This window comes from Halonotius sp. F2-221B, from assembly GCF_046719765.1.
In the GTDB taxonomy this organism is placed as follows: Archaea; Halobacteriota; Halobacteria; order Halobacteriales; family Haloferacaceae; genus Halonotius.
Genome location: NZ_JABEBY010000005.1, coordinates 64881 through 79186, shown reverse-complemented (window position 1 = coordinate 79186; position 14306 = coordinate 64881). Strand labels below are relative to the sequence as shown.

The following is a 14306-nucleotide window of genomic DNA, read 5'->3' as shown; positions in this document are numbered from 1 at the left end:
ATGCGTTGTTTCGTCAGTGTCGACCTTCCATCATCGCTCGCCGATGCGGTCGCGGATGTGCAAGCCCCCTTTGCGGACTGTGCTGGCCTTCGGCTGACCGATCCGACGCAGGCCCATTGCACCCTGAAATTCCTTGGCGATACTGCCCCCGACCGCGTCGACAGCATTGAGACCGCGCTGGAAACCGCCGTCGACGACGCCGGCGTCGACCCCTTCGACTGTACGGTCGGCGGATTGGGTGTGTTTCCCTCCATGGCGTACATCAGCGTCGTCTGGGCCGGTGTTCGTGCGGGGGCCGGTGACAGCGAACTTACCGCGCTGGCCGACGCCGTTGAGGCTGAACTGACCGCTCTCGGCTTCGATCCTGCCGATCACGACTTCACCCCACACACCACCCTCGCCCGGATGGATGACGCCCGTGACAAACAACGCGTCCAGCGGCGTGTCCGCGAGACCGATCCGACCGTCGGGACGTTTCAGGTCGACGGCGTTCGACTCACCCAGAGCACGCTGACCGATGAGGGGCCGGTCTACGAGACGGTCAGCGAGATCACGCTGTAATCGATCGGACTGTAGCCCGCGGTTTCTCCGCGTTCCTACGCTTCTTCCCGGAGATCAACGTCGGAGAACACAAACCGCGTCCCGCCGTCGGTTCCGTCGGTGATCGCCACCTCCCACCCATGGGCCTCGGCGATCCGTTTGACGATCGCCAACCCGAAGCCGGTGCCATCACGGGTCGTGCTGTGGCCAGGCTCGAAGACGGTCTCGCGGTCGGCTTCCGGGATGGGTGGCCCGGTGTTTTCGACAGACAACGCGTCGGGAGCATCCCGATCGACACGCACGGTTACGTCGCTGCCGCCGTGTTCGACCGCGTTCCGAAACAGGTTCTCGAAGATGTGTTGGAGTCGGTTTCGATCGCCCATGATCGTCAACCCGGTGTTGCAGTCGAGATCGGCGTCGGCTGTCGAGACCGTTTCCCAACAGGTCGAGACGACCGCATCGAGGTCGACCGGCGTCGGCTCCGCGACCACCTGGCCCTGTCTGGCAAGTGTGAGCGTTTCCGAGACAAGGTCGTCGATCCGGTCTAAGGCGCGGCTGATCGGCGGGAGATGCTCGCTGTCGTGGTCGTCGGCAAGCAGATCGAGTCGGCCCTGTGCCACGCCGAGTGGGTTGCGGATGTCGTGGGCGACGACCCCGGCAAACGCATCCAGCTGTTCCTTCTGGCTTCGGAGCTGTCGTTCGCGGACAACCTGGTCGGTGATGTTCCGGGTCACGCCGATGATCTCGCTCACCGCACCACCGGTGACGACGGGTGTCAGGCTCGTCTGCCAGTAGCGCGCGCCGGTGTCGACAGGCACCGCCTCCTGATACTGGAGGGAGGCGCGCTCCTCGACACACTCCCGGTAGTTTGCCGCCATCTCCGCGCCAAGGTCGGCACCGAAGACGGCTGTCGGCGACCGCCCGCGGATCTCCTCGGCGGTGATCCCCGTGATCTCCTCGAAGGCGTCGTTGACACGGCTGAACTGAAACGCATACTCGGCGCCTGCGGCGTCAACATCGACAAAAAACAGCCCGTCGTCGACGGTTGACAGCAGCGTTCGGTACTCCTCTGCGAGGGCGCGAAACCGGTGATCGCGGGCTTTTCGCGTCGAGATATCCCGGGAGTTGATGACGTACTGGCCGTCCGGTGTCGGTGTCGACGACGCGACTGATTCGACCCACAGATACTCGCCGTCGGCGATCCGATGGCGGTACTCGACGGTTTCGACCCGGTGGTCTGTCGCTCCCCGGAGCGTCTGAAACGCATTCAGCACGCGCTCGCGGTCGTCCGGATGAATGTAGTCGGCGACCTGCTCACCGATCAGCGCGTCTTGATCGAAGCCATAGAGTGCTTCGATCGCCGGACTCTCGTAGTGAATCGTGCCATCGGCAGCAAGCAACGTCAGGAGATCCGTCGAGTGCATCGGGAGCGTCTCTAGGTTCGGGCTCGGTGGCCCGTCCTCGGGTGCCCCTGTCTGTGATGCCTCGTCCATGTCTACATTCAGTGTGGGTCGTACATCACGTTACTGGTCAGCAGGGTGCTGGTGGCTGTCGATCTGACCGACCGCCCTCTGCGACCCCGGAACCCTTTTGCGGCCGACTGGCCTATCGGTTTACACCATGGGAACAGGCTCCGACATGTACCGACAGCAGATCCTCGATCACTACAAGAGCCCCCGAAACTACGGGGAACTCGAGGATCCGGATTTCAGCCATACCGGGGAAAACCCCTCCTGTGGCGATACAATCCAGATGGATGTCAAACTCGACGAGGACAATGAGGAAATCGAGTACGTCAGCTTCACCGGCGACGGCTGTGCGATCTCACAGGCCTCCGCCAGCATGCTCTCCGAACGGCTTGTCGGGATGACGCTGGCGGAGTTGGAGAATCTCGAAACCGACGACATCACCGATATGTTGGGGGTGACGATCTCACCGATGCGGATCCCGTGTGCCGTTTTGGGCAATCAGGTCGCCAAGGACGGCGCGAAGATCTACCAGGGCGAGCTTGATCCCGAGGATTACGGCGAGACGATCACCGAGGAGTAGCGGCTGCTCGCTGCGGTCGGATCCCTGTTGTCGACGCGAGCTGTGATCGACTATGTGTGATACGACGACTCACAGCTCGCCGAACAGAAGTGTTTGTACGCAACCGTCCCGTCGTCGCCGGTCGTCGCAATGACGCGGTGGGTCGGCAGTTGGGTGATTCGGTTGCCACAGACCGAGCAGTTCGGTGCGTTTTCCTTGGCGATTGTTGAGTCGCTCATACACCAATCGTGACGCCGCGTGTGTGCATAACCCTACCGCGGCTGTGCTGTGTGTTCGCACAGCCCGCATCGATACACTGTCCCCCGAGTTTTGCTCACGAGCCGGCTACAGCCGCTCGGCGAGATCCTCGGCGAAGTAGGTTAAGATCAGGTCCGCACCCGCCCGCTTGATGCTCAGCAGCGATTCATACGCTGTCGCTTCGAGATCCAACCAGCCCTTTTCGGCGGCGGCGTGGATCATCGCATACTCCCCGGAGACGTTGTAGGCGGCGACCGGTTTGTCGGAGTTCTCGCGGACATCACGGACGATATCGAGATACGGGAGGGCGGGTTTCACCATCAACACATCCGCGCCTTCCTCGGCGTCGAGGACAACCTCGCGTTTGGCCTCCCGGCGGTTGGCGGGATCCATCTGGTAGTGTCGGCGGTCGCCGAAGGCTGGCGCGCCGTCGGCGGCCTCCCGGAACGGGCCATAGAAGGCGGATTCGTACTTCGCGGCGTAGCTCATAATCGGGACGTGCTCGAAGCCCGCCTCGTCGAGGGTTGTTCGGATCGCGCCGACCATCCCGTCGGTCATACTGGAGGGGGCGACCATATCCGCGCCGGCCTCGGCTTGGGAGACGGCGATATCGGCCAGCAGTTCCAGGGTCTCGTCGTTTTTCACCGTCAGCGTCGGGTCATCGTGGGCGTGGGGTTCGAGGACGCCACAGTGGCCGTGGTCGGTGTACTCACAGAGACAGACGTCGCCGATGACGTAGGCGTCGGTGTTGGCGGTGATTTCACTGATTCCGCGCTGGACAACGCCATCGTCGGCGTAGGCCTCGCTGCCAACGTCGTCTTTTGTGTCCGGAATCCCAAAGACGATGACGGCCTCGACGCCGGTTCCTTGGATTTCCTTGACGCGGGCGGCGGCCTCGTCGACGGGGACGCGCTCGTGGCCGGGCATCGAGCTGATCGGCACGCGCTCGTCGGTGGTTTCGTCGACAAAGACGGGTGCGATGAGATCCTGTGCGTCGACGCTCGTCTCGCTGACGAGCGGTCGGATCCCGTCGGTACGGAGACGGCGTGGCCGGTCAGTCGGCGTAAACGACATATCGGGAAATCGACCGCACAACCCAAAGACGTATCGCTCTCAAAACAGCCGTCGTGGGTGGAGACCGCGTCGCTCGCTGGTTACTCAGTTCGGTTGACGTCAAGTTGGTCTTCGAGGTCGGCGAGTTCGGCGGAGTCGGTGAGCTCCTCCATCCGCTCCCGGAAATGATCCGTACAGAGCCCGACCTTCAGCCCGTCTTTCTCCGCCGCAAACGCCGCCTCCTCCTCGCAGTAATGACAGCGCATACCCTCCTGTACGTCTGCACCGTGTTTAACTCACCGCTTTTCGAGCTGGTGTCGAAACCGTGAAACGATCGCCGCCGGCGGCCCCGCCCGCCCCAGCGTTCGATCGTGGGCGTCGCTCCCGCCAGTCGCCAGCAGATCATGGCGGTCGATAGCGTCGTCGACGGCTGTGTGGTCGACCGCGCGATCATAGGGGTAGTAGCGTTCGACCGCATCGAGCCCGGCCGCCCGATCGAGTGCGGCGGCGGGATCGTCATACCGCAACGGGTGGGCCAGTCCGACGACCGGGCAGGCCTCAGTTAGCAGGTCGACCCCGCGATCACACGGCGTGATCTCGCGGGCGACATAGCAGGGGCAGTCGTTGCCGATGAGCTCGTCGAAGGCCTCCTGATAGCCGCAGGCCGCGTCGCTTTCGGCGATCGCTCTGGCGATGTGTGGCCGGCCGATCCCCGGCCGTGGATTGAGATCAAGATCGACGCCGAGTCGGGACTCGACGCAGTCGATGATCTCGTTGGCGCGACTGATCCGATCCTGTTGGAGCCGATCGCACTCGGCGACGAGCGCGTCGGTCGGCTCAACTCCATACCCCAGCAGATCAAGCCGCTGGCGGTCGGTTTCGACGCGGAGTTCGATCCCGCGGACGATGGTGACCCCGTCGCGGTCGGTAACCGGTGCGTCGAGCCCCGGATGGATCCGGTCGTGGTCGGTGACCGCGACGAGTTCGATGTCCGTGTCGGTGGCGGCCGCCGGGAGCTCCTCAAGCCGGAGTGTCCCGTCCGAAACGGTCGTATGGACGTGGAGATCCGCGGCCGGCTGTTCCATACGCGTCGTCGTCGCCACGGCTCAAAGAGCGTATCGACCCCGCGGTGAGCACCGCTGCTACGCCCCCACCGCGTTTTCGGGTAGGACGCTGCCCGACCGAGCCAAGCCAGCACTGTTTTCCGCTTCCCAGCCAACATTTCGCTATGGCGAACCCAACCGCGACCCTGCAGACGAACCACGGCGACATCACCGTCGAACTCTTCGAGGAGCGCGCACCCAACACCGTCGGCAACTTCATCGGGCTGGCGACCGGCTCCAAGGAGTGGACTGACCCTGAAACCGGCGACACGGTCACAAACGAACCGCTGTACGACGACGTGCTCTTCCATCGTGTCATCGACGACTTCATGATCCAGGGTGGCGATCCGACCGGCACCGGTCGCGGCGGCCCCGGCTATGAGTTCGACGACGAGTTCCACGACGAGCTCACCCACGACAAGGCAGGCATCCTGAGTATGGCGAACTCCGGGCCGAACACCAACGGCTCGCAGTTCTTCATCACCCTCGACGCCACCCCGCATCTTGACGGCAAACACTCCGTCTTCGGCGAGGTCACCGATGGGATGGATGTCGTCGAAGAAATCGGCTCGGTGCCGACCGACCGCAACGACAAACCGCGTGAGGATGTTGTCCTCGAATCGGTCGACGTCGAGTGGCACTGATCGGCAACCGATAGCCGCCAAAGAACGCAGCTTTTCACGTAATAGCGGGATTTCATACCAATATCGCCGACGTTCTCTCCGCTTGGGTGCTGATTCAGCGGTCTGATTGCGCTTGGATATAAAAGCTTGCGGCAAGGCTTATACCATGGTACGACATACCATAGCGTGAATCGAATGTTCGAACCATTTTCCGACGGCTACTACCTCGGCGAACTGTACGTCGAACCGCACGACGGCGACCGCGCTGTCATCCAACAGGCCGACCACGAGGCCGTCAACAAACAGCTGTATGCCGACAACGAGGGTGTCGAACGCCTGGATGCGCCGTTGGTCATGAAGCTCGATACCGCCCACTTCCCGGTTGGCGGCGACGAGGGCGTTCCCTCCGGCACGCTGGCGGTACCATCGGAGCTCCTCGATGAGCAGACTGCGAGTGCCCGCGAAGTCTTCCTTGCCGACCGCGAGCGCGCGATGGAGCTGTTGCGGTATGCGGGCTGGGAGCCGGCGGCCGGTACCTGATAGTTCAACGGTGGAGAAACAAGCTGGCAAGCAGCTGAATCAACCGCTTGGTTAACCACCACCCTAGCGGACTGAAAGGGGCCGGCGTCTCGGCGAACCCGGACGACGTAAGCACCGCAGGAGTGAGCAACGCGAACGACGAGGAGCGCAGCGAGCCGCGGGACCCGAGAGCGGCGAGGGCTTTCTAAACCACGTTTCCCAAGTCAACTACTCACCTAACTACTCGTTCGACGACCACACGTTTCAAGTCCGCCGGCCGCGGTCATCCAGCATGCTCGATAAGCTGCTCGGACGCGCCGAACTCAAGGCCCGTATCGAGGAGTTGGAGGACGAAAACCACCATCTGGAGCGACAGCTGGAGGCCGAGTCCGACCGCCGGGCCGACGCCGTCAGCGACAAACAGGACGCCGAGGAGCGGGTCAACCGGCTGGAAGACCGGATCGCCGAGCTTGAAGACCGCGTCGAACGCAGCCAGGAGCGTGACGAGCGTGATCGTGAGCCGCGGCGCACCGAATCGCTCCGCGGCGACCGCCTCGCAAGCGTTCTCGACCGTCTCGAATCCGTCACGACGGGGCCGGAGGGCGCGCTCAGCGCGGCGATCACCGATGACACCACGCTGCCCGACGCCGTCACAACCGCGGTCAACGATGACTCTGCCGGCGTCATCCGCGGAGCCGCGCCGACGCTGTACTACACCGACGACGCCGGGATCGTCTCGGTCGCGCTCCGGCCGCCGATCCTGCCTGATGGTTTCACCGCGTGGGATGATAGCTTCGAGATCGACCGTGGGTGGTTCCAGCCCATCGGCCGGCTGGTGTTTGCGGTCGTCCGCGCTGATGTGTGTGCGGTCGGCGTCTACGAGGGCGGCGAGCGTGTCGATTTCGAGGGGTTCGAAAGCGCGGTCAAATCCGAGCACTCGAAAGGTGGGTTCTCCCAGAGCCGCTTTGAGCGCATCCGCGACGAACAGATCGACGACCACCTTGAGGAATCGGCCGACCTAATAGAGACACTGGTTGAGGACAGCGATCCCGACCGGGTGGTGCTCACCGGCGAGGAAGTGATTGTCGGCGAGCTTGCGGAGTTGGCCGACCACACCGCCAGCACCGACGCCGGCGGAAAACCAGCCGACGCGATCGAACACGCGTTTGCCGACTTCTGGACGACGCGACTGGTCGCGGTCTGAGCGGTCGCAGTGAGGACAGCGTGCTACCGGACGACTGTCACCGAACGACCGTCACCGGGACCGGCGACCGTCGCACAACCGTCTCGGAGACGCTGCCGAGCAGCAGCCGCGCGGCCCCATCGCGGCCGTGACTTCCCATCACGATCTGGTCGATGTCGTGATCGTCAACACAGCCGACGATCTCGGTGGCGGGGCGGCCGGCCAGCAGCTCGCGTTCGACCGCCCGGTCGTCGCCGGCGGTCGCCTCCGCGTCGTCAAACAGTTCCTCGGCGCGTTCGCGTTGGTTGTTGACGACGCCGGCCGGATCGCCGAGCAGGCCGTCAGCACCGGCACCCCCATCGACCGGTGTGAGGACGTGGGCGAGTACGATCGTTGCCTCCGGGAAGGTATCCAGCGCGTAGCGCAGTGCCTCCTGTGCCTGTGGCGATCCATCAAGTGGGACAAGGATTCGGTGGGCCATAGCGGACTGTCCGTTAGCAGGCCTAAAGTTCCATGGCCCGCATCATGTCAGTCGGTGTAGTCGAACTGCACCGCGAGATGGCCGTCGGGAACGCCCCAGTAGGCAAACCGGTAGCGACCCGGCTGGAGCTCGGGACAGATCGTGAGGTCGTCTTCGTGGGGGTGGCCCGCGAGGAGCCCGTCCTCGGTGAGTTCAAACGACCACGTAAACCCCTCGCCGGGGGGTTGGCTGATCCCCTCATCGGTATACGGCACGCGGTTTGGTTCAGCCGTCGTCCCACGAATTTCCTCCCAGCCGGCTTCGGTTTGCACCTGCAGATTGTACTTGTGTTCGTAGCCGGTGGTCAGATACGTACTCGATACGTTGACAAGCCGGAATTCGATCTCATCGCCGCGTTCGAATGTGAGGTCGTCGACAGCGTCGCCGCCAGGGTTGCGCGCGCGAAGCGCGAACGTCGACGCGCCGTCATCATTGGTGAGCGTCCCATACTCAATGGCGTCGTCGTCGACATACGTGGGGTGGCGTTCGAAGCCGTCGGTGTCGCAGTCGAGGGCAGCCGGGGTTGCCGGCGGCTCGCCGTCTGGCTGGACACCGCCAGCCAGGCTGTCGGGCTCGATCAGCGGCGCGTCGGCGTCGACCTCGGCGGTCGTCCCCCAGCCGTTGGTGAGTGTAACGCGCGTTGTCCCCGGAAGCTCATCGCCGGTAACGCGAACGAACGCCGAGGGGTAGGTGATCGCCTCCGTGCAGAACATTCCTTCCTCGCTGGTGTCGACCGCGCTGGCGGTCACGCTGATCGCATCGTCGTCGATGGTGACATCCTCGACAGCGAGCGCGTAACAGCCGTTCGGGCCGACCGACTGCACGTAGAGGATGACCGCCGAATCAAAATCGGTCGCATCGACGAACTCTGTGACTTCCTCGGGCGTCTCTTCGCGGTCGTCAACGAGCCAGTGCAGTTCACCGCGGTGCTCGAAGCGCGCGACGACACCAACTGCGTCGGTCGGCATCGCGCCGGTGGCCCACTGCGGATCGCTGAATGAATCGCCGAGTTGGAGCACGTCGTCCATAGCTGATCGGTCGTCGGCTGCGTTGTCGGGGTCGGTCGGCGCGCCGGCACAGCCGGCGAGGGTTGCGACCCCGACGCCGAGGCCGGCGAGATAACAACGGCGGCGCATACAGACTCCTCAGCCGACCGCGGTAAGTGTCTTCGGTCGGCTTCGATCGCTGTTTGAGTGCGTTTCGGCACCTATTTCGATTCGTCGTCGCGGAGCTCGTCGAGTTCGGCTTCGACCTCGGCGTCGTCGACCTCGGCCTCAAGATCCGCCAGCTCGTCGTCGGCGTCGGCCGTACTGGCTTCACCATCGGTGCTTTCGTCGCTTTCGGCCGTCTCGGTAGCAGCCTCGGTCGACTCGCCGTCACCCATCTCGGCTTTCAGCGTGTCGAGCTCTGAGTCGACAGTTTTGCTCGTCGACAGCGATTCGAGCTCGCGGTCGATCTCGTCGCCGTCCGATATCGCGTCGTCGAAGGCACCCGTCTCCTCCAGTTCGTTCATCGCCTCCGAGCGAGCCTCCATCTCCTCGGTGCGCTCCTCGGCGCGCTCGATCGAGCGGGCGACATCGCCCATCTCGTCGCCGACGCCGCTGAGTGCCTCTGAAACTTGGGAGGACGCCTCGGCGGCCTCGTATTTCGCCTTCATGGTCTCCTTTTTCGTGCGGAACTCCTCGATGCGGCCCTGGAGTGTGTCCTTCTTGTCGACGAGGTCGTCCTGTGTCGCCTGCAGGTCGGCGATCTGGTCGTTGAGCTCCTCGATCTGGTTCATCTTTGATTGCTTCTTTTCGAGGGCCTTGCGGGCGAGGTCGTCCCGATCCTGCCGGACGGCTTCCCGGGCCTGCTCGTTGTGTTTGTCGACGTTTTCCTCCAGGCGGCGTTTCTGCATCTCTAACCGTTTCTTCTGGGTCGTCAGATCGGCGATCCCCTGTTTGACGTCCTGGAGCTCGTCTCGCATCTTCTCGTAGGAGTAATCCAGCGTCTCGGTGGGGTCTTCCGACCGGTTGAGGAGGGCGTTGAGCTTCGACCGGATAACGTAGGAGGTACGCGAAAGGATTCCCATACCCCCCGTTGGGCCACGCAATGCTTAAAACCTGAGATACGAGGGTCTGCCGCCGCTCGTGGCAGTCTGGGGTCGATCCCTATCAGCATAGTCCTCACAGCTACCCGGGGGGCGTTCGTTCACACAGCCAGCATTATGGAGAGCATCTAAATGTCACCATGTAAAATAACACGCAAACACAGACGACTCACGGGGCGCGTCAGCCCCCCGCGACGACGGCGGCCGGCTGACAGCCCGTCGATCACGACGCCGCCCTGTGAGCGATCCCGACGATGACAGCCATGGACGACCCCCACAGTAATCTGACCGAGCCGGCGTTGTTTGCGGCGGTTGAGCGGCTCGTCGGTGTCGGCGGCTGGGTGTACGACAGTGAGAGCGAAACGCTGTCGGCGACCGATGAAGCCGCCCGGATCAGTGGCTGTGAATCGCCGGCGGCGATGACCCTCGACGACGTGATCGACTGTTTCCACCCTGACGCCCGATCGGCGGTGCGGGCGGCGATCACCGACGCGATCGAGACAGAATCAACGTTTGAACGGGTGTGGCGGCTCGACAGCGCGGAGCCACGGTGGGTGCGGGTCTACGGCGAGCCAGCCGACACCGATGGGCCGCTCAGGCTCCGGGGAGCGATCGAGGAGATCACCGACCAGCGACGCCACGAGGGCCGGCTGAACGCGCTGTTCGAAACAAACCGCCGACTGCTCGACGCCGAGACGCCGCCGGCGGTCGCGGAGGTTGCCGTCACCGCCGCCGCGGAGGTGCTCGGACTGTCGCTCAACGGCGTTCACCTCTACGATCCGACCGCCGACGCGCTTGAACCGGCGGCGGTAAGCGACGCCGCACGGGAGCGATTCGGCGAGCCGCCAGCCTTCGCAACCGGCGAAGGGGTCGCCTGGGATGTCTTCGAGACCGGCGAGGCCCGCGTCTTCGACGACGTTCGAGCGGCCGAGGCGGTGTACAACGACGACACCGCGGTTCGCAGCGAGATCGCCGTTCCGCTGGGCGACCACGGCGTCTTTCTTGCGGCCGCACCGACGCCGAACGCCTTCGCCGAACAGACCGTCTCGCTGGCGAAGCTGCTGGGGACGGCCGTCGAGACCGCCCTCGACCAACTGACACAAAAACGCCGGCTGCAACAGCAAAACGACCGATTGGAGGCGTTTGCCGGCATCGTCTCTCACGACCTTCGGAACCCGCTGTCGGTGGCGAAAGCCGGGATCGAGGTCGCCCGCGCCCAGGGGGCTGAGGCCGACGCGCTCGATCGGGTCGACACCGCCCACGAGCGGATGGAGACGCTGATCGACGATCTGCTGACGTTGGCCGAAACCGGTCAGGATCTCGACCCGGACGCGCTCGGGCCGGTCTCGCTGTCGCAGGTCGCCGAGGCCGCCTGGGAGACGGTCGCGGCCGACCAGGCGTCGCTTGTCGTCGACGACGACAGCCAGCTGATCGCCGACGGCTCCCGGCTCCGGCAGCTGGTGGAAAATCTCTGTGCGAATAGTATCGACCACAGCGAGGGGGCCGTGACGGTTCGGATCGGCGTGCTCCCCGACGGCTTCTATGTCGAAGACGACGGCTCCGGGATCGCCCCTGACGACCGGGAGGCCATCTTCGAGACCGGCTACTCAACCGCCGATGAGGGGACCGGGCTTGGACTGCGGATCGTCCGTACCGTCGTTGAGGCCCACGGCTGGGATATCGCGGTCGCCGAATCGGCCACCGGTGGCGCGCGCTTCGAGATCACCGGCGTCGACCACGCCAGCGACCACAGTTAAGCCGATCCGGCCCCAACATCCGATGATGCGCCGTCCATTCGAGCGACTCCCGCCGGCGTCGGCGACGATCCGGATCGATCCGTCGGCATCGGTCGCCCCGCTTCAGGACGCGCTCTCGCGGCTGTTCGACGACCAGCAGGTGTCGGTGACGACCGACAGCCAGCCTGACGAGCAGGCCGCCGACCACGCCGATGAGGTCGCGGTCGTCCGCGATGGCGAGGTCGTCGCCACCTCCTCGGCGGCGGCGATGATGCGGTCGCTGCTGTTGGTCAACTCGGATGTGTATATCACCGGCAGCCGCGGGCTCGACGATGCCGCTTTGCCGCCGACGGTCCAAGCCCTCTACGATCTGCCGTTTCGGCTGGATGGGTATCCCAAATCTGACTCCGAGAAGCTGCTGTTGATCGCTATCTCGCGGGCGATCGAACGCCGAGCCCTTGCTTCTGGGCGGGGGACGCTCCGGGTCGGCTTCCAGCGGCTCTCCCGCCTTGTCGACGAACCCGGCACCCGGCGTGTCTACGAGCGACTTACTGAGACTGATCTGGTTGTCCATGCCTACGGTGTCGGCGACACCACGCTGCCGGACTCTCTGGGGGTCACCGCCCACACCGGCACCACGGAGCTTCACCGCTACGGCTGGTTTGTCGTCTTCCAGCCGCCAGCCGGCAGCGACGCCGAGCCGGTCGCGCTGTATGCCATCGAGGTTGGCGACAACTGCTGGGACGGGTTTTGGACGTACACGCCGGATCGAATCGACGAGATCACCGAGTATATCACCGAGATGGTGCTGTCGCCATCGGAACCGCGGTGATCAGCCCGACACGGACACCGTCGACGGCGGTGGGTGGTTTTAAGCAACGCCGGCTCGGAGATAGCAGACGATTGTGAGCGACGCGCACGAACGCGACCGGGCCCCGATAGCCGACGACAGCGACGCGATCTCCGTCCTGCTTGTCGACGACGACGAGGACTTTGTCGCCCTGGCCTCGACGCTGCTGGAGGCCGAAAGCGATCGGATCGAAACCACCACCGAAACGCGGCCCGCCGACGCGCTCGATCGGGTCGATCTCGACGCCATCGACTGTGTCGTCTCCGACTACCGAATGCCGGAGATGGACGGCATCGAGTTTCTCGAAACGATTCGGGCTGACTACCCGGAGCTTCCGTTTATCCTCTTTACGGGGAAGGGCGACGAGGAGGTCGCCAAACAGGCGATCTCGGCGGATGTGAGCGACTACATGGTGAAAGATGGCTCCGCCGAGCAGTACGCCATCTCGGCGACCCGGATCGAAAATCTCGTCGACGGCTATCGCACCCGCCAGCGGAGCCACCGCCGTCAGCGACTTGACGCGCTCAGCCAGCGCGTCCTTGAAGCCGTGTTGACCGAGCCGACGACCGATGCCATCGAGCAAGCGGTCTGTGACTGTCTCGTCGGCGAGCTCTACGGCGCGGCGTGGATCGGCCGGCGTGACCCCCGCGACGGCACGGTTGGGTCGGCGGCGCGTGCCGGCGCGACCGCGCTGTTCGACGATCTGCCGATCACGACCGACCGCGAGCCCGACTCCGTCGAGGAACACGCCATCGCCGACGGCGAGCAACACGTCGCCGAGGGGTTGGCGACGCGGGACAGCGAGTGGGCGCGAACGGCTGTCGACCACGGCTTTGAGACCGCTGTTGGCGTGCCGATCATCGCGGATGGCGTACCGTACGGCGTTCTCGGCGTCTACACGCGCCGCGCGGCGATCGCCGACATCGAGATCGAGACGCTCTCGCGGCTGGGAGATCTGACGGCCTTCGCCATCGGGGCCAGCAAGCGACGCCGCGGCGACACCAGCGGGCAGGTGGTCGAGCTCACCGTCGACGCCACCGCCGCCGACCTCCCGTTTGTCCGGCTGGCCGACGCGCTGGGTGCCGGCGTCGAACTCGTCGAAACCAGCCACCGCCGCGATGGGACGCCGCTGACGCTGTACCGCGTTGATACTGACGGCGATCTCGACGGGAGCGATCTCACGGCAGCGCGGGAGACGCTGGCCGCCGAGACGGTCGAGGGCGTCGATGGCGATGGGGCCGCCGATCTCGCGGTCGCGGCCACCGACCCGTGGTGGGAGCGGTTGGTCGACGGCTACGGCGCGAATATTCGGACGGCCGCCGCCGGCGACGGTGCGACGCTGGTGATCGAACTGCCGCCGAGTGTGACCGTCCGGAGCGTTGTCGACCAGCTTCGGGAGCGGCATCCGGGGCTGGAACTGGTCGGCCGTCGGGGGCTTCGGCGGGCGGATCGATCGGTCGAGACTGTCGCCGCCGCGGTGACCGAGACGCTGACCGACCGCCAACAGGAGGTCATCGAGACGGCCTACCGGGCGGGCTACTACGAGTGGCCGCATGCGGCCTCAAGCGAGACTGTCGCCGAACTGTTGGGGATCACCCAGCCCACGTTCGCCGAACACTTCTGGACGACCCAACGCCGGATCATCGAAACGCTGCTGGATCCTGACGCGGAATCGACCACCGATTGAGTCATCGCTTTCCAGCCCGGCGGGCTCGTGGGGCTTGCAGCCGGGCGATCACCTCCCGATCTATCGGTTAGGCCTATATTGATAGGGTTCCCTCTCGGCTGTCTGCCCTATCTACAT

16 protein-coding genes are annotated in these 14306 nt (G+C 64.6%); 8 read left to right on the top strand and 8 right to left on the bottom strand.

Annotated elements, in window-relative coordinates:
• Complete coding sequence (gene thpR / locus HKK80_RS04805; protein WP_411798488.1) at positions 1 to 561, top strand: RNA 2',3'-cyclic phosphodiesterase; 561 nt, start codon at positions 1 to 3, stop codon at positions 559 to 561.
• 35 nt (positions 562 to 596) lie between these two features.
• Here the strand turns inward: thpR and HKK80_RS04800 are convergent, their stop codons facing one another.
• On the bottom strand, positions 597 to 2033 hold the full coding sequence (locus HKK80_RS04800; RefSeq protein WP_411798487.1) for a PAS domain-containing sensor histidine kinase: 1437 nt from the start codon (positions 2031 to 2033) through the stop codon (positions 597 to 599).
• Between the two features lie 127 nt (positions 2034 to 2160).
• Here HKK80_RS04800 and sufU point away from each other — a divergent pair, with 127 nt between their 5' ends.
• Positions 2161 to 2589: a Fe-S cluster assembly sulfur transfer protein SufU gene (gene sufU / locus HKK80_RS04795; RefSeq protein ID WP_411798486.1), complete on the top strand. Its 429-nt coding sequence runs from the start codon at positions 2161 to 2163 to the stop codon at positions 2587 to 2589.
• A 50-nt stretch (positions 2590 to 2639) separates the two neighbouring features.
• Here the strand turns inward: sufU and HKK80_RS04790 are convergent, their stop codons facing one another.
• From HKK80_RS04790 to HKK80_RS04775, 4 genes are all read right to left on the bottom strand, one after another.
• Complete coding sequence (locus tag HKK80_RS04790) at positions 2640 to 2807, bottom strand: hypothetical protein (protein ID WP_411798485.1); 168 nt, start codon at positions 2805 to 2807, stop codon at positions 2640 to 2642.
• Positions 2808 to 2913: 106 nt separating this feature from the next.
• Positions 2914 to 3900: a porphobilinogen synthase gene (gene hemB, locus HKK80_RS04785; RefSeq protein ID WP_411798484.1), complete on the bottom strand. Its 987-nt coding sequence runs from the start codon at positions 3898 to 3900 to the stop codon at positions 2914 to 2916.
• A gap of 80 nt (positions 3901 to 3980) precedes the next feature.
• Positions 3981 to 4145 carry a DUF6757 family protein gene (locus HKK80_RS04780; protein ID WP_185911749.1) on the bottom strand — a complete coding sequence of 55 codons (165 nt, stop codon included), beginning with the start codon at positions 4143 to 4145 and terminating at the stop codon, positions 3981 to 3983.
• Between the two features lie 30 nt (positions 4146 to 4175).
• Positions 4176 to 4964 carry a PHP domain-containing protein gene (locus HKK80_RS04775; RefSeq protein ID WP_411798483.1) on the bottom strand — a complete coding sequence of 263 codons (789 nt, stop codon included), beginning with the start codon at positions 4962 to 4964 and terminating at the stop codon, positions 4176 to 4178.
• 143 nt (positions 4965 to 5107) lie between these two features.
• On the opposite strand from HKK80_RS04775, the gene HKK80_RS04770 reads away from it, so the two are divergent.
• The 3 genes from HKK80_RS04770 to HKK80_RS04760 all read left to right on the top strand — a co-directional run bounded on the left by HKK80_RS04770 (position 5108) and on the right by HKK80_RS04760 (position 7328).
• Positions 5108 to 5626, top strand: coding sequence for a peptidylprolyl isomerase (locus tag HKK80_RS04770; protein ID WP_411798482.1), 519 nt, complete (start codon positions 5108 to 5110; stop codon positions 5624 to 5626).
• A 174-nt stretch (positions 5627 to 5800) separates the two neighbouring features.
• Positions 5801 to 6145 (top strand): DUF5802 family protein, encoded by a 345-nt coding sequence (locus HKK80_RS04765; RefSeq protein WP_142443934.1) that lies wholly within the window; start codon positions 5801 to 5803, stop codon positions 6143 to 6145.
• A 271-nt stretch (positions 6146 to 6416) separates the two neighbouring features.
• A complete protein-coding gene (locus tag HKK80_RS04760) occupies positions 6417 to 7328 on the top strand; it encodes a Vms1/Ankzf1 family peptidyl-tRNA hydrolase (RefSeq protein ID WP_411798481.1) in 912 nt (303 codons plus the stop codon).
• 37 nt (positions 7329 to 7365) lie between these two features.
• Here HKK80_RS04760 and HKK80_RS04755 read toward each other — a convergent pair whose 3' ends face one another.
• The 3 genes from HKK80_RS04755 to HKK80_RS04745 form a co-directional block, all read right to left on the bottom strand.
• Positions 7366 to 7788, bottom strand: a complete 423-nt coding sequence (locus HKK80_RS04755) for a universal stress protein (protein ID WP_411798480.1) — start codon at positions 7786 to 7788, stop codon at positions 7366 to 7368.
• Positions 7789 to 7835: 47 nt separating this feature from the next.
• Positions 7836 to 8963: a hypothetical protein gene (locus HKK80_RS04750; protein WP_411798479.1), complete on the bottom strand. Its 1128-nt coding sequence runs from the start codon at positions 8961 to 8963 to the stop codon at positions 7836 to 7838.
• 71 nt (positions 8964 to 9034) lie between these two features.
• Positions 9035 to 9898, bottom strand: a complete 864-nt coding sequence (locus tag HKK80_RS04745; protein ID WP_411798478.1) for a PspA/IM30 family protein — start codon at positions 9896 to 9898, stop codon at positions 9035 to 9037.
• Between the two features lie 281 nt (positions 9899 to 10179).
• Between HKK80_RS04745 and HKK80_RS04740 the strand changes: the two genes are divergently transcribed.
• The 3 genes from HKK80_RS04740 to HKK80_RS04730 all read left to right on the top strand — a co-directional run bounded on the left by HKK80_RS04740 (position 10180) and on the right by HKK80_RS04730 (position 14189).
• Positions 10180 to 11673: an ATP-binding protein gene (locus tag HKK80_RS04740; protein ID WP_411798477.1), complete on the top strand. Its 1494-nt coding sequence runs from the start codon at positions 10180 to 10182 to the stop codon at positions 11671 to 11673.
• Positions 11674 to 11698: 25 nt separating this feature from the next.
• Positions 11699 to 12484 (top strand): DICT sensory domain-containing protein, encoded by a 786-nt coding sequence (locus HKK80_RS04735; RefSeq protein WP_411798476.1) that lies wholly within the window; start codon positions 11699 to 11701, stop codon positions 12482 to 12484.
• A gap of 73 nt (positions 12485 to 12557) precedes the next feature.
• Complete coding sequence (locus HKK80_RS04730) at positions 12558 to 14189, top strand: response regulator (RefSeq protein ID WP_411798474.1); 1632 nt, start codon at positions 12558 to 12560, stop codon at positions 14187 to 14189.
• The last annotated feature ends 117 nt before the right edge of the window (positions 14190 to 14306 follow it).

What these genes read in the sequence shown, in the direction of transcription:
- thpR (WP_411798488.1), top strand. Translation starts at nt 1, where the DNA reads ATGCGTTGTTTCGTCAGTGTCGACCTTCCATCATCGCTCGCCGATGCG.
- HKK80_RS04800 (WP_411798487.1), bottom strand. Translation starts at nt 2,033, where the DNA reads ATGGACGAGGCATCACAGACAGGGGCACCCGAGGACGGGCCACCGAGC.
- sufU (WP_411798486.1), top strand. Translation starts at nt 2,161, where the DNA reads ATGGGAACAGGCTCCGACATGTACCGACAGCAGATCCTCGATCACTAC.
- HKK80_RS04790 (WP_411798485.1), bottom strand. Translation starts at nt 2,807, where the DNA reads ATGAGCGACTCAACAATCGCCAAGGAAAACGCACCGAACTGCTCGGTC.
- hemB (WP_411798484.1), bottom strand. Translation starts at nt 3,900, where the DNA reads ATGTCGTTTACGCCGACTGACCGGCCACGCCGTCTCCGTACCGACGGG.
- HKK80_RS04780 (WP_185911749.1), bottom strand. Translation starts at nt 4,145, where the DNA reads ATGCGCTGTCATTACTGCGAGGAGGAGGCGGCGTTTGCGGCGGAGAAA.
- HKK80_RS04775 (WP_411798483.1), bottom strand. Translation starts at nt 4,964, where the DNA reads ATGGAACAGCCGGCCGCGGATCTCCACGTCCATACGACCGTTTCGGAC.
- HKK80_RS04770 (WP_411798482.1), top strand. Translation starts at nt 5,108, where the DNA reads ATGGCGAACCCAACCGCGACCCTGCAGACGAACCACGGCGACATCACC.
- HKK80_RS04765 (WP_142443934.1), top strand. Translation starts at nt 5,801, where the DNA reads ATGTTCGAACCATTTTCCGACGGCTACTACCTCGGCGAACTGTACGTC.
- HKK80_RS04760 (WP_411798481.1), top strand. Translation starts at nt 6,417, where the DNA reads ATGCTCGATAAGCTGCTCGGACGCGCCGAACTCAAGGCCCGTATCGAG.
- HKK80_RS04755 (WP_411798480.1), bottom strand. Translation starts at nt 7,788, where the DNA reads ATGGCCCACCGAATCCTTGTCCCACTTGATGGATCGCCACAGGCACAG.
- HKK80_RS04750 (WP_411798479.1), bottom strand. Translation starts at nt 8,963, where the DNA reads ATGCGCCGCCGTTGTTATCTCGCCGGCCTCGGCGTCGGGGTCGCAACC.
- HKK80_RS04745 (WP_411798478.1), bottom strand. Translation starts at nt 9,898, where the DNA reads ATGGGAATCCTTTCGCGTACCTCCTACGTTATCCGGTCGAAGCTCAAC.
- HKK80_RS04740 (WP_411798477.1), top strand. Translation starts at nt 10,180, where the DNA reads ATGGACGACCCCCACAGTAATCTGACCGAGCCGGCGTTGTTTGCGGCG.
- HKK80_RS04735 (WP_411798476.1), top strand. Translation starts at nt 11,699, where the DNA reads ATGCGCCGTCCATTCGAGCGACTCCCGCCGGCGTCGGCGACGATCCGG.